The following is a 23,758-nucleotide window of genomic DNA, read 5'->3' on the forward strand; positions in this document are numbered from 1 at the left end:
AGTGCCAAGGTGGCACAAAGGATTACGACTATGCGCCAGATGATCAGCGTCGCCATGCTGTTCGGTGTCGGCTTCAACACGGCTTTCGCGGCTGATCCGTCTCAGGTCGAGGCGCTGCAGCAGGAGCTGCAAGCGCTCAGGACCCAATACGAAACGCAGCAGAATGCCCTCAAGGTGCTCGAACAGCGCCTGCGCCAGGTCGAAAGCCGCGCGCCACAGTCCACCAGCGGCCCGGCGCCATTGACCCGCAGTGGCAACCAGCAGGTGGCCAGCAGCGGTGGTGGCTCGTCCGCTGGCTACGGGACGGCATTGAAGGATGATGCCGCGCCACCGGCCAGCGTCGAGCATCTCTACCAAGAAGCCAGCGGTTTCTTCGGCAGTGGCACATTCAGCCTGGAGCCAGGCATCACCTACAGCCATTACGACTCGCGCCAGTTGTTCCTCAACGGTTTTCTGGCCCTGGATGCGATCTTTCTCGGCAACATCGGCGTCGATCAGATCAATGCCGATACCTTCACCTTCGACCTGACCGGGCGCTACAACTGGGCGCAACGCTGGCAGCTCGACGTCAATGCACCCTGGGTCTACCGCGAGAGCACCTACCAGTCCGCCGGTGCCGGCGGCTCCAGCACCTCGATCAGCGAGGCCAGCGTGAGCAGTGATGCGCGGCTCGGCGATGTCAGCGTGGGGCTTGCCTACAAGTTGTTCGATGAAGGCGAAGGCACACCCGATGTGGTGCTGAACATGCGCGTCAAGGCGCCTACTGGCGTCGAGCCATACGGCATCAAGCTCGACAAAGTAGCCGGCAACGACAACTTGAGCATTCCCGAGGACCTACCCACGGGCAACGGAGTATGGTCGGTCACCTCGGGCGTGGCGTTGGTCAAGACCCTTGACCCGGCGGTGGTGTTTGGCAACTTCTCCTACACCTACAACCTGGAAGACAGCTTCGACGACATCAGCCCACAGCGCGGCGTGAAGGTGCCAGGCAAGGTAGACCTGGGCAACTGGTTCCAATTCGGCCTCGGCGTCGCCTTCGCCCTCAACGAGCGGGCCAGCATGTCGATGTCGTTCAGCGAGCTGATCAGCCAGAAGAGTCGCATCAAGGCCGAGGGGCAGAGCTGGCAGACCGTCTCCGGTAGCGATGCCAACACCGCCTACTTCAATATCGGTATGACGTTCGCCGCCACCGACAAACTCACCGTGGTGCCCAACCTGTCGATCGGCCTGACGCCGGACGCGCCGGACTTCACCTTTAGCATCAAATTCCCTTACTACTTCTAGGCTCCGTACGGAGCCTAGTCGCCTTGGGCCACACGGCTATTGCGCAGATTGTGTTTCTGCAGCAGCCGGTAAAAAGTCGGCCGCGACACACCCAGGGAGCGGGCGGCGTGGCTCATGTTGCTGGCGAAGTGCAGCAGGGCGTCTTCCAGTGCCTTGCGCTCGGCGTTGAGCAGGTATTCATCGAGGGGGCGACAGAGTGGGGTAACGGGCGCTGCCAGACCGATATCGTGCAGCTCGATCTCCCGCCCTTCGGCGAGCACCTGGCCGAGGCGGACGCGATTGGCCAGCTCGCGCACGTTCCCCGGCCAGCGGTGGGCGAGCAGGGCTGCGGTGGCTTCGCGGCTGAAGCGGCGCGGGCGCCGGCCAATCTCAGCGGCATAGAGTTGCGAGAAGTGTTCGGCGAACAGGGCGATATCTTCCTTGCGCTCGCGCAGCGGCGTGGTGCGCACCTGCAGCACGTTCAGCCGATAATAGAGATCCTCTCGGAAGCGACCTTTCTCGATGGCGTCTTCCAGGTTGATATGGGTCGCAGCCAACACCCGGACATTGGCAGTAATCGGCTTGCTTGAGCCCACGCGTTCGAAGGTCATTTCCTGCATGAAACGCAGCAGATTGGCCTGCATTTCCAGGGGGAGGTCGCCAATCTCGTCGAGGAACAGCGTGCCGCCTTCGGCGGATTCTATACGGCCGATCTTGCGCTGATGCGCGCCGGTGAAAGCGCCTTTCTCATGGCCGAACAGCTCCGAGTGGATCAAGTGTTCTGAGATCGCCCCGCAGTTGATGGTCACGAAGGGGCCCTTGTTACGCCTCGATTGACGCTGGAGGCTGCGCGCCACTACTTCCTTCCCAGTGCCGCTTTCTCCGGTGATCAGTACCGGCGAGTCGCTGATTGCGAGTTTGCCGATCAGCTTGCATAGCGCCTGAGTAGCTGGGCTTTGCCCGACCATCAGCACATCGTCGATGGCGCTAGGCTTGGTGTCCGGGTGGCGCAAGCGGCCCATTCCGAACGCGCGGCCCAGGGTGCAGTGCATGCGAGCGATGTCGATGGGCAGGGTATGAAAGTCGAAAAACCATTCGTAAATGAAGTTGGCCAGCCCGGTGTTATGGCGCAGGTCTCCACTCATCACAGCGATCCATTCACTTCGGCTGTGATGAATCAGCTGTTTGATATGTTCAAGTTGGTTCAGGTGGTGAGACTGCAGGCAAATAACACAAACATCGTAACCTGGCTCGATCTTATTGTTCAGGCCGCTGCGTTCGACCAGCCAGCGTTCGCGCTGCAGTTCCTGAATAAGCGGTTCACAGTCGCTAACGGAGTCAACCATCAGCAGACGCCTGTGCGAATAATCCAGCGAACCTAGCATACGAACTCCTTGCCAGTATGGGCCGTCATGCAGTGCGTGCACCGTCGTTCCACGCTCACGGCATCGCGTCGCCGGTGGGCTGTGAGCCTGGTCGGCGATGGCGTCGAGGATTCGGTGCGGCGTACCAGCGCCAACAAGACGCCAGATTCTATCGTTATCGAACGCCCTACATAGGGCGCTTCTTGTTTTCTACGTTCTTATATATGCAGTTGTGCAGGTGTGTCGTTCAGACAAAGCTAGATTATCCGATGAGCATGAAGCTTGGAATATGTAGGCATCGCGTGTGATATTAAAATTAGTCTTTCGAAATTGTCAGTCGTCTTACCTGTTTTTTATTTGGCGCCAGTTTAAAGATTCGTTGAAGTTGGTAAGTTGATAAGTTCACCAACTTCTCGGGAGCGTTATGTTCTTGGCGGCTTTTTAATTGGCGCTACCGGATTGAGCTGCCTGATCCATCTGGATCACGGCAGCGCTCCAAGCCCGACATGCTGGTTATTTCTTTTGGAGATAAGCAAATGCATTTTGGATATTTGCAGCTATTTCGGCTGGCAAGGGAAAATGCTCGATTGCACAAATTTATTGATACAGGTCAAAGCCTTGCTTTAAAGGTGCCTTTTGAACACATCCCTCAGCGGCCAATTGGCCAGAACGCTTGCCGACAGTCAGCCCGGATCTGAGGAGCGCACGCGCGCCCGCGAGGGCGTGATCGATTACTTCGCCTGCCTGCTGCCCGTGCAGCTCGGTTTGCTGAAGGACTCGGGGCTGATGCCGGTGCGTGAAGTGTTTCCTGCAGCGCGCAGCACGGAACATCATGCCCTGCAGCTGGGTTACATGAGCCACGCGCTGGATTTCGACGACTACCATGCGACCTTCCGCGGCCACCCGACCACGGTGGTGCTGTCGACGCTGCTGGCCTTGCTCGCGAACCAGCCGTGCCTGGCGGTCGAGGATTTTCTCGATGCGTATGTCGTCGGCGTCGAGCTGGCTGGGCGTATGGGCAAGGCCATCGGTACCCGCCATTACGCCGCCGGGCTGCACAGCACCGCGACGCTGGGTGTGATCGCCGCGACCGGCGCTGCCTGCCGGCTACTGCGCCTGACGCCAGAGCAAAGCGAAATCGCCCTTGGCCTGGCCGCGACCCAGGCTTCGGGCCTGCGCGCCCAATTCGGCTCCGCGGCCAAGGCCCTGCATGCCGGCCTGGCCGCGCGGGGCGCCGTCAACAGCATCGAGTTGGCCCGGGCGGGTTTCGCCGCGCAGCGCCACGGCGTGCTGGAGGGATTTCTGGCTGCCCTGGGTTACGGCGTCGAACGCCCGGATGATCTGTTGGCCGGGTGGGGCGCCCCCTGGCGAATCATCGCGCCCGGCCTGGAATTCAAGCGCTATCCCACCTGCGGTGGAACCCACAGTGCGGCGGAGGCCGCGTTCGTGCTGCGTGAGCGGCTGGGCGCCGACCTGCATGCGGTGCAGCATATCGAGGTGAGTTTCCCGCCGGGCGCCGACACTGCGCCCAACATCATCGCGCCGGTCAATGGCGTGCAGGCGCGCTTCAGCCTCGAATACGTGATCGCCGATGCGCTGCTCAACGGCGCAATTTCCCTTGAGCGTTACGGCGAAGAACCGGTCGATACCCAGATCGCCGCGCTGGCTGCACGGGTGAGGCGCGTACCGGACCCGTGTGCGCCGGCCGATGAGCTCGATCCGGATCGCCGCTTTCACCGCGTCACGCTGTTCATGGCCGACGGCACGTCCCAAAGCCACTGCGTGACCCGCATGGAAACCGCCGCCGCACCCACCGATGTGCTGGCCAAGCTGCGCACCAATCTTCGATCCCTGCCCGAGGCGCGGCTGGCCGCGATCAGCGGGGATCTGCAACTCGCTGACGATGCCGCGCTGCATCGCCTGGCTTCACTCATCAGCTGTCAGTAAGGATTCGTTATGTCCGTGCAACCTGCTTCACCCCGTCAACTGCGCCTCGGCCTGTTCGTGCAGGCGCTGGGGCACCACGTGGGCGGCTGGCGTGCCGAGGGCGCGAAAGGCTCGCCCACCGACATCGACTGGTTCACCTGGATCGCCAAGAAGGCGGAAGAGGGCAAATTCGACATGTTCTTCGTTGGCGACGCCCTGGCCACCAGCGTGCACCGCCTGCCGTCGACCATGTCGCGCCTGGAACCGCTGACGCTGCTCTCGGCCCTGGCCGTGCAGACCAAACACATCGGCCTGGCCGCCACGGCTTCCACCACCTTCGACGAGCCGTTCCACCTGGCCCGCGCGCTGTGTTCGGTGGACCACATCAGCCGTGGCCGTGGCGCCTGGAACGTGGTCACCTCGTTCTCCCTCGACGCGGCGCGCAACTTCAGCCGTGAAGACCTGCCGTCCCACGCCGACCGCTATGAAATGGCCCGCGAGTTCCTCGATGTCGCCTTCAAACTGTGGGACGGCTGGGAAGAGGGCGCCATCGTCCGCGAGAAGGACACCGGCCGTTACTCGGACGAAAGCAAGATCCACCCGGCCAACCACAAGGGCAAGCACTTCCAGGTGCAGGGCCCGCTGAACATCGCCCGTTCGCCCCAGGGCCGCCCGGTGATCATCGAGGCAGGTTCGTCGCCGGCCGGTCAGCAGCTCGCTGCGCAAACCGCCGAAGTGGTGTTCACCGCAGCGTCGTCGCTGGAGGAGGGCCAGGCCTTCTACCAGAGCCAGAAGCAATTCGTGCGCGACGCCGGTCGCCAGCCCGACCACCTGCTGATTCTGCCGGGGGTGATGCCCATCGTCGGTCGCACCCGTGAAGAGGCCCAGGAAGTCTGGAACCAGCTCAACGAACTGGTGGACATCGACAACGGCATCGAGCAGCTGTCGGCGCGTTTCGGCGTGGACATGACCGCCTATCCGCTCGACGGCCCGGTGCCGGAAATCCCCGCTACCGAAGGCAGCCAGAGCCGCGTCAAGCTGCTTACCGAGCTGGCCGCCCGCGAGAACCTGACCCTGCGCCAACTGGCAGCAGTGGCTGCCGGCTCGCGCGGTCACCGCGTGGTGGTCGGCACCGCCGAGGATATCGCCGATGACTTCCAGCACTGGCTGGAGCAGGGCGGCGCCGATGGTTTCAACATCATGCCGGCCGTGCTGCCCGACCAGCTCGAGCTGTTCGTCGAGCTGGTGATTCCAGAGCTGCAGCGCCGCGGCCTGTTCCGCACCGATTACCAATACAGCACGCTGCGGGAAAACCTCGGCCTGCCGTCCGTCGATGAAAACTTTGCCGCCGTTGCCCCGCTGGCAACCGAGAAGGAATAAGCCCATGAAACGTTCTGCACTGACCGCTGCCGCCTTCGCGCTGTTGCCCCTGACCGGCGCCTTGGCCGCCGACAAGGGCGTGCCCTTCAACGCCACCGCCAAGCCCGAGGCCGATGCCGCGCTGCATGACAGCCTGCCCGAAGCGATCAAGAAGCGTGGCAGCATCATCGCCGGCACCAACCCGAACACGCCGCCGACCACGTTCTACCAGGCCGACAACAAGACCCTGGCCGGGCGCGAGATCGACATCATCAGCGCGGTTGCCGATCGCCTCGGCGTGAAGCTGGACCTGCGTGACACCGGCGGCTTCGACAACATCATTCCGGGTCTGAAATCCGGGCGTTACGACGCGGCGATCTCCAACATCGACGCCAATGCCAAGCGCCTGGAGCAGGTCGACTTCGTCGGCTACTACAACGCCTCCAAACTGGCCCTGGTCGGCCGTGCGGATTCCGACAAGGTGCCGTTCAACAGCTTTGCCGAGCTGTGCGGCCAGACCGTCGGCGCCGGCGCCGGCACGTCCCAGGTCACGCGCCTGCAGCAGGCCAGCGAGGCGTGCGTGGCCGATGGCAAGCCGGCCATCAAGGTGCCGATCTTCCCGGATCGCCCAGCCGGCGTGCAGGCGGTGATCAGCGGCCGCGTGCCGATGTTCTTCGGCCCGTACGAAGGTCTGCGCTACCAGGCCAGCCAGGTGAAGGCGCTGAAACTGGCCGGTGAGATCACCATCGAGGACACCATCGTGTCCATCGCCCTGGCCAAGGATTCGCCGCTGGGCAAGCCGATCCAGGCAGCGCTGAACTCGCTGATCAAGGACGGCACCTACCAGCAGATCCTCGACAAGTGGGAAATCGGCTTCGGCGCCGTCGAATCCGCCGGCCTCAACGCAGAAAACCTCAAATGAGCCAACGGCCTGACGACTACATCGCCGGGCTGCGCATCGTCAAGCACCGTCACTGGGGGCGCTGGTTCAGCGCCCTGATCGTGTTGTTGCTGCTGTCGCTGGTGGCCACTTCGATGGTCAACAACCCGCGTTTCGAATGGAACGTGGTGGCGCAGAACCTGACGGAAGAATCGATCCTCGCCGGCGTGCTGATGACCATCGAACTGACGGTCATCTCGGTGGTGTTCGGCTTCGCCGGCGGCACGCTGCTGGCCCTCATGCGGCTGTCTTCCAACCCGGTGCTGGTCAGCGTCAGCTGGGCCTACACCTGGTTCTTCCGCGCCGTGCCGATGCTGGTGCAGCTGTTTCTCTGGTACAACATCGCGGCGCTGTATCCGCAGCTGTCGCTGAGCCTGCCGCTGGTGGGCGAGGTGTGGAGCGCGGAAACCAACGAGATCATCAGCCCGTTCAGCGCGGCGGTACTGGCCCTGGTGATTCACCAGTCCGCGTACGCGGCGGAAATCATCCGCGCCGGCATCCAGAGCGTCGGCCAGGGCCAGCTCGAAGCGGCCAAGGCCCTGGGTTATCGGCCTGGGCAGATCTTTCGCCAGACCGTGCTGCCCCAGGCCATGCGCACCATCCTGCCGCCGGCTGGCAACGAGGTGATCGGCCAGCTGAAAACCACCGCGGTGGTGTCGGTGATCGCCCTGCAGGACGTGCTCTATTCGGCGCAGATCATTTACCAGCGCACCTATGAGGTGATCCCGCTGCTGCTGGTCGCCACCCTGTGGTACCTGGTGATGACCTCGGTGCTGTCGGTACTCCAGCATTACATCGAAGTGTGGTTCAGCCGCGGCAATGGTCCGGCGCGCAGCAGTTGGTTGCGCCGCAACAAGGTCACGCAGGAGGCCGAATCATGAGCGAGTCCGTCCGCCTGCGTGGCGTGCACAAGCAGTTTTCCGGCAACACGGTGCTGCACGGCATCGACCTGGACATCGCCGCCGGCTCGGTGACGGTGATTCTCGGGCCGTCCGGTTCGGGCAAGTCGACCTTGCTGCGCTGCATCAACCACCTGGAAAAGCTCGACGGCGGCACCATCCACGTCGGCGACACGCTGATCGGCTATTGCCGCAAGGGCCAGGCACTCTACGAACTGCCGGAGAAGGCCGTTGCCCGGCAGCGTCAGCGCATCGGCATGGTGTTCCAGCAGTTCAATCTGTTCCCGCACCGCACGGTGCTGCAGAACATCGCCGATGCACCGATCCGCATCCTCGGCCAGAAACGCGCCGAGGTGGAGGCGCGGGCCATGCAGCTGCTCGACCAGGTTGGCCTGGCGCACCGCGCCCAGGCCTGGCCGCGGGAGCTGTCCGGTGGTCAACAGCAGCGCGTGGCGATCGCCCGGGCGCTGGCGATGCAGCCCGACGTGATGCTGTTCGACGAGCCGACCTCGGCGCTGGATCCCGAGCTGGTCGGCGAAGTGCTGCAGGTGATGAAGCAATTGGCGCACTCGGGCATCACCATGGTGGTGGTCACCCATGAAATCGGCTTTGCCCGCGAGGTAGCGGACAACATCGTGTTCATGGACAACGGCAAGGTGGTGGAGGCGGGCGATGCCCGTGCCTTGCTGGACGACCCGCAGCATCCACGGCTGCGCGAGTTCCTGGCCAGCGTGCTGTGACGCGTCGCCTGGTGGTGAGCCTCTCGCTCATCACCAGGCGCATCGTCATTCCGCCCGGCCGGCGTGCACGGCCTGTAGGAATTCCGCCGCCAGGTGATGGGCCCAGGGCCTGGCGGCAAGCCCCGAGAGGTAGGCGCAATGGCTGCCGCGCGAGGTCACGGCCAGCAGCGTTCTTGGCAGGCGCGCCATGGCGTGTTCATGCTCGCGCACGTTGTCCGCCACGCAGACGGGATCGTCCTCGGCGTTGAGCACCAGCAGCGGCACACTGATCCGCTCCATCAGCGCCACCGGGTTGCAGCCGTCCAGGTAAGCCTGCCAACTGTTGTAGCCAGCACACTCGTACAGGTGCTGGTGAAACTCATCGAGGCTTTGCGCCTCCTCAAGCCGCGCCAGGCTTGGCCAGGCCGCCAGAGCCTCGCGGTTGCGCGTCACGAACTGGCGTACCAGCCTTCTCGCCATCACCCGGCTGTAGGGTGCTCGCGAGCGGGCGAACGCCACCTCGATGTCGTAACCCGGGCAATAGGCGAAGGCGCCGTGCAGCGGGGTGTCATCGCCTTGCTCGCCGAGGTAGCGCACCAGCAGGCCGGTACCGGCAGAGATACCGGCGGCGTAAAGCGGGGAGTGGGGGTGGCGTTCGCCGATCCGACGCAATTGCTCGCGCAGATCCTCGGTGTCGCCCAGGGTGTTGAAGCGCGGGCTGGTCAGCGGCAACTCGCCGTGGCCGCGACGCTCGCACAACACGATTCGCCAGCCGGTGAGGCGCTGCATGTCCCGCACGAACACACGCATGCTCTGCGGTGTACCGGTGATGGTGTGCAGCACTGCCAGGGTCGGCGTATGGGCTGGCAAGTCGGCGCCCAGCCAGTGCAACGCCGTGGTACCACCATCGCTCATGCGCAGCGTCTCGACCCGGTCGTAGGTCAAGCGAGGGGAGAGCGCTTCCTGGATACCGGCGACGAAAATCTGCAGGTGCCTGTTGACGGCCCAGGGCGTGGCCCAGAAGCGCTGCGTCAGGCGTGGCAGCCTGGCGAGCAGCTCGGCATTGTGGGCGTTGGCCTGATAGATCAGCTGAGGGCGACGCGCGACGACGCCCAGGTAGTAGGCGGCGAAGCCAATCAGAAGTACGCACAGCGCGACCATCGCGGTTGTCATTCAATGCTCCCATGAGCGTCGTCAGCCGGGCAATCTTACCGGCTGCGGCGCCGGACTGCCGCATGGTCTGGGTTAATGAAGGCGGGTGAGGGCAGTGACAGCGCGCTATCTGCCCAACCCAAAGGCCAGATCGAGCGCCCAGATGGGTCGGAATTGCTTGCCTGATGCTTTAAACTAGCCGGTTACCGTAAGAACCGTCATGGCCATAGCCATGAAGGGCTTCAAACCTTCAAATATGTGTGGTGAAGATGACCAAGCCTTTCATTTCGCTGTGCCCGGAAATAACTCGGGCACATGCGCTGAAGCTGATGGACTGGTTGGAAGATGATCGCGTTACCTGCTACCTGAGCGATTCACGCGATGTTTCCCGGTCCATCGAACACGCCATCGATCGGACGCAATTACCGATCCTGACCCATTTGTTCAACCGCGATGGCCGTTTCTTCATGGCCTATGACCGGTACGACGAGCCGGTGGGCTTCGTCCGTCTGATCAAGAATGGCCCCGAGTGCGAGATCGTCCTGGCCATCGGCGACAGCGAAAAATGGGGCCGCAACCTCGGCACCCGCACCATCCGCGAAGGCATGAAGCTGGCGTTCCTCGACATGCGCGCCGGGAAGCTCATCGCCAAGATTCACCCGGACAACCAGCGCTCGCAGAAAGCCTTTCTGCGCAGCGGCTTCGAACTCGAGAGCCAAACACCGACCATGACCTCATGGGCCATGACGGCCGGGCGCTACCTGCAGCTACTGCGCGAAGATGCCTTCCGCGATGCACCCGGGATCTACATCACCGAAATGGACAAGGCCAAGCTCGACAACCTGATCGCTCTGGAGGAAGGCCCGGTCGTCCAACTCGAACACGAGCTCGAACGCGCTATTGTCGTCGAGCCGAACCAGGTGCCCAGCACCGTCGTCACGATGAACACCAGAGCCCTGGTGCAACTGGACGACGAAGAGATCGAAGTGGCCGTGGTTTACCCCGAAGAGGCCAACAGCAGCGCCGGCAAGCATTCAGTGTGCTCCGACCTCGGCGCTGCCATCCTGGGCTATCAGGAAGGCGACGCCATCGACTGGCGCATCGCAGGCCGCACGCGGCAGATCGAGATCAGGAAAGTGCTTTATCAGCCGGAGGCGGCGGGCGACTATCACCTGTAGCGCCAGATTGAAGTCCGTGTCGCTGCATGGCGGGTGAATAGAAGAGCCACAGGGAAGTTGCTCAGCTGGGAAGCAGAGTGAGGTGCAAGTTGAATGAACGTGACCGTTCGCCATACTTAATTTAACATAATATACATTATACGAACCAATGTACTGAGCAATGCCAGCCGTTCTCCTGCCAGATTCTCGTAATCATCCGCTGCAAACTCACTGCGTAATCGTCAGCCCCTTCAAGTAGCCGCTGCTCATGCAGAACACTCTAGTTTGCGAAGATGCTCTCCATTTGCGTGCACACGGTACTTGGACGGCTTTGCAGATATGGCTGTCGAAGATGCCACGGCTGACGCTCTGCTTTCAGCTCGCGTTGTGCCTGAGAAATATCGTGGGTCGTCCGCCAGGACCTGGCGCTACGTACGGCACCAGATGAACACGTTCCAGACCCCGCATAGCGAGCTGCCGGGTTGTTCCAGATCTGGAACGGTGTGTAATCCCGCACCGATGCCGTCGCCATGACGGCATCGGCCTTTCACGCTACAGGATCAGGCTGCCAATGACCGCCAGGATGAACGCGATGCCACCGAGCAATGTTTCCATTACTGTCCAGGTCTTGAGCGTGGTCTTTTCGTCCATTTCCAGAAAGCGGCTGACCAGCCAGAAACCCGAGTCGTTGACGTGGGACAGCACGGTGGCGCCGCCGGCGATAGCAACCACGATAAAGCACAGGTCGAACTCGCTCAGCCCAGGTGTGGCGGCAACCATCGGCGCCACCAGTGCGGCCGTGGTGGTGAGTGCCACGGTTGCCGAACCCTGGGCCACGCGCAGCGCCGCGGAGATCACGAACGCCGCAAGGATGACCGGCATACCAGTGTCCGAAAGCGTGGCAGCCAGCGCGTCACCGATACCGCTGGTACGCAGCACGCCACCGAACATGCCCCCTGCCCCTGTCACCAGAATGATCGAGCAGATAGGACCGAGGGCGCCTTCGCAGACCTTCTCCAGATGCTGACGGCTGTGGCGGCCGCTGAAGGCGATCAATGCGAACAGCACGGTGATCAGCAGTGCCACCGGGGTTTTGCCGAGCATGCGCAGGAATTGCACCCAGCTGCTGCCGCCATCCACTGCGCCGATGACGGTCAGGGTATTGAGGCCGGTATCCAGGAAGATCAGCACCAGCGGCATCAACAAGATGGTCAGCACCAGCGAGAACGCCGGCGGTGCTACGTTGGTATCGCGCGGCACGTCGGTCAGGAAGCTGGCTGGCAGTTTCAGGTCATAGCGCTTGCCGGCCCACAGGCCGAACAGATAGCCGCCGAAATACCAGGTTGGCAGCGCGATGATGGTACCGACGATCACCAGCAGGCCAATGTTGGCGCCCAGCAGCTCGGCCGCGGCGACCGGGCCGGGATGCGGCGGCACCAAGGCGTGCATGGCGGCGAAGGCGCCAGCGGCTGGCAAGGCGTACTTGAGGGTCGAACCACCGAAGCGCTTGGCCACGCTGAAGATGATCGGCAGCATCACGATCAGGCCTGCATCGAAGAAGATCGGAAAGCCGAACAACAACGAAGCCACACCCAGGGCAAACGGTGCCCGGTGTTCCCCGAACTTGTTGATCAGCGTATCGGCCAGCACCTGGGCACCGCCGGTTATCTCCAGCAGCCGGCCAATCATCGCGCCGAGGCCGACCAGCAAGGCCACCGCTGCGAGCGTGGTGCCGAAGCCGCCAAGCAGCGTCGGGACGATCTTGTCGAAGGGAATCTGCGTTGCCAGTGCGGTGATGATGCTCACCAGCACCAGTGCCAGAAAGGCATGCAGGCGGAAGCGGATGATCATCAGCAACAGCAGCAGGACGGCGCCGGCGGCGATGGACAGCAGCGGCCCGGCGCCAAGGGTGGTGGTCACCTCATTCATGGTGAGCGCCCTCCTCTATGCCTGCAGCATGGGATAGGAAGTACGGTGCAGCCTGATGGTTGGTATTCATGTCGCCTCCACTTGTCTTTGTTATGGGAGATGCATGGGGTCGTTACGGTCAGCGGTCGTCGTTGGAAGTCCGCCACCAGTCAGCGGCCTTGCGGCCAAGGGTATCGATGGGTTGTGTGGCATCCAGCACCAGGGTCGAAGGCTCACCGTGAGGCGGCTCCAGGGTGGCGAACTGGCTGTCGATCAGGCTGGCGGGCATGAAGTGCCCCGGGCGATTGCCGACACGCTGCGCGGCTTCCTCACGGGACAGTTCGAGGAACACGAAGCCCAGGCCAGGCACGGCTTCGCGCAGCCGGTCGCGGTACTTGCGCTTGAGCGACGAGCAGGTCAAGACGGGATGCGGGTGGGTCTCGAGCGCGCTGATCAACTCCTGGCCGAGGCGGCTCAGCCAGTCGGCACGGTCGTCGTCGTCGAGGGGAATGCCGGCGCTCATCTTTTCGATGTTGGCAGGCGGGTGAAATTGGTCACCTTCGATCAGGTAACCGCCGACATGGTTGGCGATCGATTCGCCGACGCAGCTTTTGCCGCATCCGGATACGCCCATGACGACTACTGCGGTTATCGATTTGCTCATCGTGCAACTCCAGCAGAAGACAGCGCTATCTTTGGCGAGTGAAACAATACGCGAGACAGCGGCTTCAGATGTTGTAACTGTTATTCGCCGGTTCCTGCTGCTCAGAGGTGGCAAGCGCATCGCGCTCGATTGCCAAGCTCCTGAGACAGCGCTACCTTAACCAGCAATTCTGGCCGATGACAACCCCTGGCGATGAAATCCCCGACGCACAGCAACTCCCGCACCCTAGGTATGCCGACCCTGGCACAGGTCGCCGAACGTGCCGGCGTATCGACCATCACGGCCTCGCGGGCGCTGCGCGGCGTGGCCACGGTGGGCGCTGATCTCGCCGAGCGAGTGCGCAAGGCCGCCGATGAACTGGGTTACGTGGCCAACCCCGCGGCGCGAACCCTGGCATCGGCGCGCAGCACCTCGGTGGTGGTGCTGATTCCCTCCCTCTCCAACCAGCTGTTCATCGAACCGCTGGACGCCATTCACGAAGTGATGCGGCCACGTGGCATCGAGGTGCTGATCGGTGATTACCACTATTGCCGGGACGAGGAAGAACGACTGGTGCGCAACTACCTTCCGTATCGGCCGATGGGCATGCTGCTGACCGGCTTCGATCGCACCGAAGGCACCCGACACCTGCTCAGCGCCAGCCGTATTCCCTGCGTGCACATGATGGAATTGAGCGATGCGCCGGGTATCGCCAGCGTCGGGTTTTCCCAGCAGGCGGCCGGTGAAGCCGCGGCCAGGCATCTGTTGCAGCAAGGTCGCAAGCGGCTCGCCTATGTGGCGGCCCAGCTGGACCCGCGGGTGATGCAACGCGGCGAAGGGTTTCGCCGCGCCTTGCAGGCCGCCGGCGTCTACGACCCTGCCCTGGAGCTGTTGCATCCCCTGCCCTCGTCCATCGGCCTGGGCTGCCAGCTGTTTCGCGATTTGATGCAGCGCCATCCGGATGTCGACGGCATCTTCTTCTGCAACGACGACCTGGCCCAGGGCGCGTTGTTCGAAGCACAGCGCTGCGAGATGGCGGTGCCGGGGCGCGTGGCGATGGTCGGTTTCAACGACCTGCCGGCTTCGGCGCACACCGTGCCGCGGCTGTCGTCGATCCATACGCCGCGCACCGAGGTCGGTCGCGAAGCCGCCAACCTGCTGCTGAAAATGCTCGACGGCCGTCCTGCCACGCCCAACATCGACCTGGGTTTCGAACTGCGGGTGCGTGAGAGCAGCTAGGCGCGCGGTCATCAAATCGCAACGGATGGCCGCCATGATCGGTACCCGACACAAGGACGTGTTACCCCAGAAAAAAGCCCGGTCAGTGCCGGGCTTCTTTCGTTCAGGGGCGGATCATTCCAGCGTCAGGGCGACGCGACCACGATCGGGACAGGCTTCCATATGGCGGTGCGCGTCGGCGAATTCCTCGAAGGTGAAGGTCCGGTCGATACGCGGCTTGAGCAGGCCATCGGCGGTGAGCATGTTGATGTGATCCAGCGCGCGCTGCACCGCGGCGTGATCCTGCTCGATGCCCAGCTCCGAGTGCCCGGTGAAGTCCAGCACGCAGTGGCGGAAGAACTGCAGGTGCTTCTTGAACGCGGCGCAGGCCGGGAACGCGGTGTCGTTGCCACCGTTGAGGCCGTAGAGAATCAGCTTGCCGCGGGTGGCGGCCACGTCACCGAGCAACTTGAGCTGCTGGCCGGCGCAATGGTCGAGAATCACCTCGGCACCCTTGCCTTCGGTGTAGCGCTCGACCTCGAGCACCAGATCCTGCTCTTCGGTGAAGATGATCTTGTCGGCGCCCAGCTCGCGCAGGAATTCACGGCTGCCCGGCACGCTGGTCGAGACGATGACGTTGGCGCCCAGCGCCTTGGCCAGTTGCACCGACTGCGGCGCCAGGCAATGGCAGGCCTCGGTGATAAGCACGTGCTGGCCGGCCTTGAGCTTGGCCAGGTCGACCATCGCGAAATAGGCGAACAGCAGGCCGGTGTAATGGATGCTGGCTTCGGTCGGGCTGAGCACGTCCGGGTAGCGGGTCAGCGCATAGCGCGGCACCACCACCACGTCACCCCAGGTCGGGTAACGGTTGGGCGTGTTGGCCGGGAATGCGGCGACCGGCGTGCCGACAGGGAGGTCGTCAACGCCCTCGCCCACGGCTTCTACGATACCGGCCAGCTCGGAGCCGACACCGGAGGGTAATTTGGCTTCTTCGGACGCCAGGTTCTGGCGCCACAACACATCGCCCCAGCTGACGCCAAGCGCCTGGACACGTACCAGCACCTCCCCGGCGTTCGGAGTGGGTGTCGGCATTTCTTCGCACTGCAATACGCTGGCGTCGCCGAACTTGTGGAAACGGATCATGCGGGACATCGTCAACCTCAACTGATCGCGGACTGGGTCATTCAATGGACTCGACTTTATCTGCAGACCTTATGTCACACCACCCGGCACGAGTAATAGTCGTCATGCCTCGCAGTGATATAGGCCGCCAGAACGTGTGGTTATGCCGATATGCCGGTGTCTTTCCCAATACGCTCAAGTGCTCGTACTATTGGCGCACAAGGCTCTCACTAGCGTCCCGCTCTGGCAAGCCCGCACATTTGGAACCCGGATGAACCGCAACGACCTGCGACGTCTCGATCTCAACCTGCTGATCGTGTTCGAAACGCTGATGCATGAGCGCAGCGTGACCCGTGCGGCCGAGAAACTGTTTCTTGGCCAGCCCGCGATCAGCGCGGCGTTGTCGCGCCTGCGCAACCTGTTCGACGACCCGCTATTCGTGCGCACTGGCCGCAGCATGGAGCCCACCGCCAGGGCCCAGGAAATCTTCGCCCTGCTCTCGCCGGCGCTGGACTCGATCTCCACGGCGGTCAGCCGTGCCTCCGAATTCGACCCGGCCACCAGCAATGCGGTGTTTCGCGTCGGCCTGTCGGACGATGTCGAATTCGCCCTGCTCCCAGCCCTGCTGCGGCGCCTGCGCTCCGAGGCGCCCAACGTGGTGCTGGTGGTGCGCCGCGCCAACTACCTGCTGATGCCCAACCTGCTGGCTTCCGGCGAGATATCGGTAGGCGTCAGTTACACCGAAGAGCTGCCGGCCAACGCCAAGCGCAAGACCCTGCGGCGCAGCAAGCCCAAGCTGCTGCGCGCTGATGCCATCCCCGGCAAGCTCAGCCTCGATGAATATTGCGCCCGCCCCCACGCCATGGTGTCGTTCGCCGGCGACCTCAACGGTTTCATCGATGATCAGTTGGCGCGCTTCGACCGAACCCGCAAGGTGGTGCTCGCCGTGCCGCAGTTCAACGGCCTTGGCACCCTGCTCGCCGGTACCGATCTGATCGCCGTGGTGCCCGACTACACCGCATCCGCGCTCACCGCCGCCGGTGGCCTGCGCGCCGAGGACCTGCCTTTCGAGAGCGACAGTTTCGAAATGTCCATGGCCTGGCGCGGCGCCCAGGACAACGATCCGGCCGAGCGCTGGCTGCGCTCGCGCATTCAGATGTTCTTTGGTGATCCTGACAGCCTGGAATAAGCGAAGTCGCTCCGCCATTTGGACTAGACCAAATAGATAGCTAGCTTTCTATTTATATTCCATTGGGTAATATCATCATTGGTGATGATATTTATCTTCGTGTCGTTCGATTCGTTCAGAAATGTTGCAGCGACCAGACTCCGCCTCCATCACTTCTCTCCTCCTGGCGGATCTCAATCATGGAACAGCCCACTACAAGACTCTGGCAATTTCCCCTCGCCCTTACCGCCGCCCTGGTGCTCGCCGCCTGTGGCAAATCCCAGGAAACTGCACAGCAGATGCCGGCCCCGAAGGTCAGTGTGGCCGAGGTCATCGAGCAGCCGCTCAACGAGTGGGACGAATTCACCGGTCGCCTTGAAGCCCCGGAGTCGGTGCAGGTCCGCCCAAGGGTGTCCGGCTTCATCGACAAGGTCAGCTTTACCGAAGGCGCGCTGGTGAAGAAAGGCGACCTGCTGTTCCAGATCGACCCGCGCCCGTTCCAGGCCGAAGTCAAACGCCTCGAGGCCCAGCTGCAACAAGCCCGCTCCAATCAGGTACGGGCCAGCAGCGAAGCGCAGCGTGGTGAACGCCTGCGTGAAGGCAATGCGATTTCCACCGAGCTGGCCGATGCCCGCAAAAGCGCGGCACAGGAAGCCCAGGCCGCCGTGGCCGGCATCCAGGCCGAACTCGACAACGCCCGCCTGAACCTCAGCTTCACCCGCGTCATCGCGCCCATCGATGGCCGCGTCAGCCGTGCCGAAGTGACCGCCGGCAACCTGGTGACCGCCAGCGAATCGCTGCTCACCTCGCTGGTGTCCACCGACAAGGTGTACGCCTACTTCGACGCCGACGAGCGCGCCTTCCTCAAGTACACCGAGCTGGCTCGCAAGGCCGGCCACGACAGCCGCGGTAAGAGCCCGGTGTACCTGGGCCTGTCCAACGAAACCGGCAACCCGCACCTGGGCCAGCTGGACTTTCTCGACAACCAGGTCAACCCGCGTACCGGCACCATTCGCGGCCGCGCGGTGTTCGACAACCGTGACGGTCAGTTCACCCCAGGCCTGTATGCCCGCCTGAAGCTGGTCGGCAGCGACACCTACGACGCCATGCTGGTGCAGGACGTCGCCATCGGCACCGACCTGGGCAAGAAGTTCGTGCTGGTGCTCGCTGACAACAACACCGTGGCCTATCGCTCGGTGGAGCTGGGGCCCAAGCTCGAAGGGCTGCGCATCGTCCGCAGTGGTCTGGCCAAGGGCGACCGCGTGGTGGTCAATGGCCTGCAGCGCGCGATACCGGGCAGCACCGTGGACCCGCAGAGCGTACCGATGGCCGACGAGAAAACCCTGGCGACACTGGAAAAGCAGCGCAAGGCCGTAGCCTCGGCGCGCAATGACGAACCCCTGAAGGTCAGCCTCAAGTAACACCGGGCCTCGCCCTCTCCCACTTCCTACCCGAGAACCTGCTCGCGCCGCCCATGGCGTGGGCAGGCTGGGCTGTGCCCGCATCAAAAGGACATTAACGATGAACTTCTCGCAGTTCTTCATCCAGCGGCCGATCTTTGCCGCCGTGCTCTCGCTGATCATCCTGATCGGCGGTGCCATCTCGCTGTTCCAGCTGCCGATCAGCGAATACCCGGAAGTGGTGCCGCCCACCGTGGTGGTGCGTGCCGACTTCCCCGGCGCCAACCCCAAGGTGATCGGCGAAACCGTGGCTTCGCCGCTCGAACAGGCCATCGTCGGCGTCGAGGGGATGCTCTACATGTCGTCCCAGGCGACCAATGACGGCCGCATGACGCTGACCATCACCTTCGCCCTGGGCACCAATCTGGATACCGCCCAGGTGCAGGTGCAGAACCGCGTGACCCGCACCATGCCGACGCTGCCCACCGAAGTGCAGCGCCTCGGCGTGACGGTCGACAAGGCCTCGTCGGACATGACCATGGTCGTGCACCTGACCTCGCCCAACGACGCTTACGACATGCTCTACCTGTCCAACTACGCCTCGCTGAACATCAAGGACGAGCTGGCTCGCCTTGATGGCGTAGGCGACGTGCAGTTGTTCGGCCTCGGTGACTACTCGATGCGCGTGTGGCTGGACCCGGACAAGGTCGCCTCCCGCGGGTTGACCGCCACCGATGTGGTCAACGCCATCCGCGAGCAGAACCGCCAGGTGGCGGCCGGTTCCCTGGGCGCGCCACCGGCGGCCAGCGACAACAGCTTCCAGCTGTCGATCAATACCCAGGGCCGTCTGGTCAGCGAGGAAGAGTTCGAGAACATCGTGGTGCGCGCCGGCGAGAACGGCGAGATCACCCGCCTCAAGGACATCGCCCGCATCGAACTGGGCTCCAAGCAATACGCCCTGCGTTCGCTGCTCAACAACAAGCCCGCCGTGGCCATGCCGATCTTCCAGCGCCCGGGCTCCAACGCCATCGCCATTTCCGATGCGGTGCGCGAGCGCATGGCCGAGCTCAAGCAGAGCTTCCCGGAAGGCGTGGATTACGAAATCGTCTACGACCCGACCATCTTCGTGCGCGGCTCCATCGAAGCGGTGGTGCACACCCTGCTCGAAGCCATCGTGCTGGTAGTGCTGGTGGTGATCCTGTTCCTGCAGACCTGGCGCGCCTCGATCATTCCCCTGGCCGCCGTACCGGTGTCGCTGATCGGCACCTTCGCGGTCATGCACATGTTCGGCTTCTCGCTCAACGCCCTGTCGCTGTTCGGGCTGGTACTGGCCATCGGTATCGTGGTGGATGACGCCATCGTCGTGGTGGAGAACGTCGAACGGAACATCGGCCTCGGCAAGACGCCGCTGGAGGCGACCCGCCAGGCCATGAAGGAGGTCACCGGGCCGATCGTCGCCACCGCCCTGGTGCTCTGCGCCGTGTTCGTGCCGACCGCGTTCATCTCCGGCCTCACCGGGCAGTTCTATCAGCAGTTCGCGCTGACCATCGCCATCTCCACGGTGATCTCCGCCTTCAACTCGCTGACCCTGTCGCCAGCCTTGGCCGCCGTATTGCTCAAAGGTCATTACGAGCCCAAGGACCGCTTCTCGGTGGTGCTCGACAGGCTGTTCGGGCGCTGGCTGTTCAACCCCTTCAACCGCGTGTTCGAGCGAGCCAGCCATGGCTACGTTGGCACCGTGCGCCGGGTGGTGCGCGGCAGCGGCATCGCGCTGATTCTTTACGCGGGGCTGATGGGGCTGACCTATATGGGCTTTTCCAGCACCCCGACCGGCTTCGTACCGCCCCAGGACAAGCAGTACCTGGTGGCCTTCGCCCAGCTGCCGGACGCCGCCAGCCTGGATCGCAGCGAAGCGGTGATCAAGCGCATGTCGGACATCGCCGCCAAGCACCCCGGCGTAGAAAACACCGTGTCGTTCCCGGGTTTGTCGATCAACGGCTTCACCAACAGCCCGAACAGCGGCATCGTGTTCGTTACCCTCAAGGACTTCGACCAGCGCAAGGACGCCTCGCTGAGCGCCAACGCGATTGCCGCCGACCTCAACGGCCAGTTCTCCAGCATTCAGGAAGCCTACATCGCCATCTTCCCGCCACCGCCGGTGATGGGCCTGGGCACCATTGGCGGCTTCCGCGTGCAGCTGCAGGACCGTGGCAGCTTGGGGTACGAAGAACTGTACAAGCAGACCCAGAACATCATCGCCAAGAGCCAGAACGTGCCGGAGCTGGCCGGGCTGTTCACCAGCTACCAGGTCAACGTGCCCCAGGTGGAGGCCAACCTCGACCGCGAGAAAGCCAAGACCCACGGCGTGGCCATCGATGACATCTTCGACACAATGCAGGTCTATCTCGGCTCGCTGTACGCCAACGACTTCAACCGCTTTGGCCGGACCTATCAGGTCAACGTGCAGGCCGACCAGCGCTTCCGCCTGGATGCCGAGCAGATCGGCCAGCTGAAGGTGCGCAACAACCGTGGCGAGATGATCCCGCTGTCGACCTTCGTCAAGGTCAGCGACACCTCCGGCCCCGACCGGGTGATGCACTACAACGGTTTCATCACCGCGGAGATCAACGGTGCGGCCGCCCCCGGCTACAGTTCCGGCCAGGCCGAAGCGGCGATGGCCAAGCTGCTCAAGGAAGAGCTGCCCAACGGCATGAGCTACGAGTGGACCGAGCTGACCTACCAGCAGATCCTCGCCGGCAATACCGCGCTGTTCGTGTTCCCGCTTTGCGTACTGCTGGCCTTCCTGGTGCTGGCCGCCCAGTACGAAAGCTGGAGCCTGCCGCTGGCGGTGATCCTGATCGTACCGACGGTGCTGCTGTCGGCCATCACCGGGGTGATCCTGTCCGGCGGTGACAACAACATCTTCACCCAGATCGGCCTGATCGTACTGGTCGGCCTGGCGTGCAAGAACGCGATCCTGATCGTCGAGTTCGCCAAGGAACAGCAGGAACACGGCCTGGACCGCGTCGCCGCGGTGCTGGAAGCCTGCCGCCTGCGCTTGCGGCCGATCCTGATGACCAGCTTCGCCTTCATCATGGGTGTGGTGCCCCTGGTCATCTCCAGCGGCGCTGGTGCGGAAATGCGCCACGCCATGGGTGTTGCGGTGTTCAGCGGCATGCTTGGCGTGACCTTCTTCGGCTTGCTGCTCACCCCGGTGTTCTACGTGCTGATTCGCGGCTTCGTGGAAAAGCGCCAGGCGCGTAAACAACAGGCCCGTCTGCAGGAGGCCCAAGCATGAATTCGATGACTCACCTCGTGCCACGCACGCTGCTGATCTCCGCCCTGGCGCTAGCCATCAGCGCCTGTGCGGTCGGCCCGGACTACCAGGCGCCGCAGGACGCCACCGTGGTGTCGGCGCAAGCGGCTCAGGGCAGTTACGACACCGCCCGCTTCGAGGCGCAGTGGTGGCAGCAGTTCGATGACCCGACCCTCAACCAACTGGTCGAGCAGTCGCTGCAGGACAACCGCGAGTTGCGCGTGGCCTACGCCCGCCTGCGCGCCGCCCGGTCGATTCGCGACGACGTCGCCAACGACCGCCTGCCCAACGTGACCAGCCGGGCCAGCAGCGAGATCGGCAAGGCCCAGCAGCCCGGCATGACCGAGCAGCGGGTCAATGCCGAGCGTTATGACCTGGGCCTGGACATGGCCTGGGAACTCGACCTGTTCGGGCGCATCCAGCGGCAGCTGGAAGCCAGCGAGGCGCAGATCGAGGTGGCCCAGGCCGACTACCAGCAACTGCAGGTCAGCCTGATCGCCGAGCTGGTCGACGCCTACGGCACCTTGCGTGGCGCCCAGTTGCGCGAAAGCATCGCCCGCTCCGATCTGCAGAACCAGCAGTCGTCGCGGGACATCATCGAGCGTCGCCGTGAAGTCGGCATGGGCAGCGAGCTGGACGTACTGCGCTCCGACGCCCGCCTGGCCGCTACCGAAGCGACGATTCCGCAACTGCAGGCGCAGCAGGTACGGGCGCGCAACCGTATCGCCACCCTGCTCGGCCAACGTCCGGAGCAACTCAGCGTGGACCTGGCGCCGCGTCCGTTGCCGGCCATCGCCAAGGCGCTGCCAATCGGTGATCCGGGCGAGCTGCTGCGCCGCCGGCCGGACATACGCGCCGCCGAACGCGAGCTGGCGGCAGCCACTGCTCAGGTCGGCGTGGCCACGGCGGACCTGTTCCCGCGGGTCAGCCTGTCCGGCTTCCTCGGCTTTACCGCCGGGCGCGGCTCGCAACTCGGCTCCTCGGCAGCGCGCGCCTGGGGCGTGGCACCGACCATCAGCTGGGCCGCGTTCGACCTGGGCAGCGTCAGGGCCCGCCTGCGCGGCGCCGAAGCGGATGCGGACGGCGCCCTGGCAAGCTACGAGCAGCAGGTGCTGCTGGCCCTGGAAGAATCGGAGAACGCCTTCAGCGACTACGGCAAACGCCAGCAGCGCTTGCTGTCGTTGGTGCGCCAGTCCGAGGCCAGCCGCGCCGCTGCCGCCCAAGCCGCGTTGCAGTACCGCGAAGGTACGGCGGATTTCCTGGTGCTGCTCGACGCCGAACGTGAACGCCTGGCGGCTGAAGACATCCAGGCCCAGGCCGAGGTCGAGCTTTACCAGGGTATCGTTGCCATCTACAAGGCCCTGGGCGGCGGCTGGCAGCCGGCCACCTGAGTACCCCATTCCCTCCCGGCCGCATCGCCGGCCCCCTGCCCCACGCGGACGCCCCTCTGCGTGGGGATTTTTTTGGATGCGTGAAAGCGCGCGCACTGTTGTTGTGGGAACGGGCCATGCCCGTGATTTCCCGCGCATGGACTGGGCGTCCCCGCACGCTCACAGATAGTGGTCAGGCATGGTCTTCAACTGCCCCCCTATACATGCCTGCAAAAATGATGGTTTGCATCGGAATCCTCGATTGCCCGGCACGCTGCCTTCCGGTACAAACGGCACCTTGTCGCCGTAGGCCTTCCCTCCTGGAGAATTTCATGTCCCGCCCCGCCCCGCTGTTGCTGCTGATCGCCCTGGCCAGCGTCCTGATGCTCGCCGGTGCCCTGATTGCCCAGCATGTATTCGGCTGGGAACCCTGCACCCTGTGCGTGCAGATCCGCCTGTGGCTGTGCCTGACCGCCGCAATCGCCTTGCTGCTGAGCGCCGCCTCGGCGGCGCGCCAGACCTGGCTGGCGGTGCTGCTGTGGCCGCTGCTGCTGGCCGCCAGCGGCATGGCGCTGATCGACAACGCCCATGTCACCCTGATCGAAGTGGGCATCATGGAAAGCTTCAGCTGCTCGCCCTTCCCGTTCTATTACCAAGTGCTGCCGTTGCACGAGTACTGGCCGGGCGTGTTCATGAGCGGCGGCGTGTGCGGCATGAACGATTACAAGATTCTCGGCCTGCCTTTCACCGTATGGACGCTCGCCAGCATCGCCGCGCTGTTTGCGTTGGTGCTGACCACCCTGTGGCGCAGCATTCGCGGTAAACGCTGAAGCC

General features: G+C 63.6%; 18 protein-coding genes. 13 read left to right on the forward strand and 5 right to left on the reverse strand.

Features of this window, described 5'->3' with window-relative positions:
* Positions 1-30: 30 nt before the first annotated feature.
* Positions 31-1,284, forward strand: coding sequence for a hypothetical protein (locus FB481_RS07550; RefSeq protein WP_147175748.1), 1,254 nt, complete (start codon positions 31-33; stop codon positions 1,282-1,284).
* A 14-nt stretch (positions 1,285-1,298) separates the two neighbouring features.
* On the opposite strand, the gene FB481_RS07555 is transcribed toward FB481_RS07550, so the two are convergent.
* Positions 1,299-2,648: a sigma-54 dependent transcriptional regulator gene (locus FB481_RS07555; RefSeq protein WP_147175749.1), complete on the reverse strand. Its 1,350-nt coding sequence runs from the start codon at positions 2,646-2,648 to the stop codon at positions 1,299-1,301.
* A gap of 615 nt (positions 2,649-3,263) precedes the next feature.
* Between FB481_RS07555 and FB481_RS07560 the strand changes: the two genes are divergently transcribed.
* The 5 genes from FB481_RS07560 to FB481_RS07580 are packed head-to-tail and all read left to right on the forward strand — an operon-like array spanning position 3,264 to position 8,491.
* Complete coding sequence (locus FB481_RS07560; RefSeq protein WP_093504698.1) at positions 3,264-4,574, forward strand: MmgE/PrpD family protein; 1,311 nt, start codon at positions 3,264-3,266, stop codon at positions 4,572-4,574.
* Positions 4,575-4,583: 9 nt separating this feature from the next.
* Complete coding sequence (locus FB481_RS07565) at positions 4,584-5,933, forward strand: LLM class flavin-dependent oxidoreductase (RefSeq protein WP_093504700.1); 1,350 nt, start codon at positions 4,584-4,586, stop codon at positions 5,931-5,933.
* A 4-nt stretch (positions 5,934-5,937) separates the two neighbouring features.
* Positions 5,938-6,834, forward strand: a complete 897-nt coding sequence (locus FB481_RS07570; protein ID WP_147175751.1) for an ABC transporter substrate-binding protein — start codon at positions 5,938-5,940, stop codon at positions 6,832-6,834.
* Positions 6,831-7,733: an amino acid ABC transporter permease gene (locus tag FB481_RS07575; RefSeq protein WP_147175753.1), complete on the forward strand. Its 903-nt coding sequence runs from the start codon at positions 6,831-6,833 to the stop codon at positions 7,731-7,733. The genes FB481_RS07570 and FB481_RS07575 overlap by 4 nt, the downstream gene beginning before the upstream one ends.
* Positions 7,730-8,491: an amino acid ABC transporter ATP-binding protein gene (locus tag FB481_RS07580; RefSeq protein ID WP_147175755.1), complete on the forward strand. Its 762-nt coding sequence runs from the start codon at positions 7,730-7,732 to the stop codon at positions 8,489-8,491. The genes FB481_RS07575 and FB481_RS07580 overlap by 4 nt, the downstream gene beginning before the upstream one ends.
* 45 nt (positions 8,492-8,536) lie before the next feature.
* Here the strand turns inward: FB481_RS07580 and FB481_RS07585 are convergent, their stop codons facing one another.
* Positions 8,537-9,643: a YheT family hydrolase gene (locus FB481_RS07585; protein ID WP_147175757.1), complete on the reverse strand. Its 1,107-nt coding sequence runs from the start codon at positions 9,641-9,643 to the stop codon at positions 8,537-8,539.
* 248 nt (positions 9,644-9,891) lie between these two features.
* On the opposite strand from FB481_RS07585, the gene FB481_RS07590 reads away from it, so the two are divergent.
* Positions 9,892-10,800 (forward strand): bifunctional GNAT family N-acetyltransferase/nucleoside diphosphate kinase regulator, encoded by a 909-nt coding sequence (locus tag FB481_RS07590; RefSeq protein WP_093504710.1) that lies wholly within the window; start codon positions 9,892-9,894, stop codon positions 10,798-10,800.
* A 531-nt stretch (positions 10,801-11,331) separates the two neighbouring features.
* Here FB481_RS07590 and FB481_RS07595 read toward each other — a convergent pair.
* Both FB481_RS07595 and FB481_RS07600 read right to left on the reverse strand, forming a co-directional pair.
* Positions 11,332-12,708 carry a GntP family permease gene (locus FB481_RS07595; RefSeq protein ID WP_093504712.1) on the reverse strand — a complete coding sequence of 459 codons (1,377 nt, stop codon included), beginning with the start codon at positions 12,706-12,708 and terminating at the stop codon, positions 11,332-11,334.
* Between the two features lie 118 nt (positions 12,709-12,826).
* The gene (locus tag FB481_RS07600) at positions 12,827-13,321 is read right to left on the reverse strand and encodes a gluconokinase (RefSeq protein ID WP_178109854.1); all 495 of its coding nucleotides are present in this window, start codon (positions 13,319-13,321) and stop codon (positions 12,827-12,829) included.
* Positions 13,322-13,543: 222 nt separating this feature from the next.
* On the opposite strand from FB481_RS07600, the gene FB481_RS07605 reads away from it, so the two are divergent.
* Positions 13,544-14,569 carry a LacI family DNA-binding transcriptional regulator gene (locus FB481_RS07605; protein ID WP_093504717.1) on the forward strand — a complete coding sequence of 342 codons (1,026 nt, stop codon included), beginning with the start codon at positions 13,544-13,546 and terminating at the stop codon, positions 14,567-14,569.
* A 114-nt stretch (positions 14,570-14,683) separates the two neighbouring features.
* Here the strand turns inward: FB481_RS07605 and FB481_RS07610 are convergent, their stop codons facing one another.
* Positions 14,684-15,700, reverse strand: a complete 1,017-nt coding sequence (locus tag FB481_RS07610) for a zinc-dependent alcohol dehydrogenase family protein (protein ID WP_093504719.1) — start codon at positions 15,698-15,700, stop codon at positions 14,684-14,686.
* Positions 15,701-15,941: 241 nt separating this feature from the next.
* Between FB481_RS07610 and FB481_RS07615 the strand changes: the two genes are divergently transcribed.
* The 5 genes from FB481_RS07615 to FB481_RS07635 all read left to right on the forward strand — a co-directional run bounded on the left by FB481_RS07615 (position 15,942) and on the right by FB481_RS07635 (position 23,754).
* On the forward strand, positions 15,942-16,859 hold the full coding sequence (locus FB481_RS07615) for a LysR family transcriptional regulator (protein ID WP_093504721.1): 918 nt from the start codon (positions 15,942-15,944) through the stop codon (positions 16,857-16,859).
* Between the two features lie 179 nt (positions 16,860-17,038).
* A complete protein-coding gene (gene mexE, locus FB481_RS07620; protein WP_147175760.1) occupies positions 17,039-18,259 on the forward strand; it encodes a multidrug efflux RND transporter periplasmic adaptor subunit MexE in 1,221 nt (406 codons plus the stop codon).
* A 100-nt stretch (positions 18,260-18,359) separates the two neighbouring features.
* The gene (locus FB481_RS07625) at positions 18,360-21,536 is read left to right on the forward strand and encodes an efflux RND transporter permease subunit (protein WP_147175762.1); all 3,177 of its coding nucleotides are present in this window, start codon (positions 18,360-18,362) and stop codon (positions 21,534-21,536) included.
* A gap of 5 nt (positions 21,537-21,541) precedes the next feature.
* Positions 21,542-22,945 carry an efflux transporter outer membrane subunit gene (locus FB481_RS07630; protein WP_372239554.1) on the forward strand — a complete coding sequence of 468 codons (1,404 nt, stop codon included), beginning with the start codon at positions 21,542-21,544 and terminating at the stop codon, positions 22,943-22,945.
* A gap of 311 nt (positions 22,946-23,256) precedes the next feature.
* Positions 23,257-23,754, forward strand: a complete 498-nt coding sequence (locus FB481_RS07635) for a disulfide bond formation protein B (RefSeq protein WP_178109850.1) — start codon at positions 23,257-23,259, stop codon at positions 23,752-23,754.
* Positions 23,755-23,758 lie beyond the last annotated feature (4 nt).

This window comes from Pseudomonas sp. AG1028 (genome assembly GCF_007993955.1).
In the GTDB taxonomy this organism is placed as follows: Bacteria; Pseudomonadota; Gammaproteobacteria; order Pseudomonadales; family Pseudomonadaceae; genus Aquipseudomonas; species Aquipseudomonas straminea.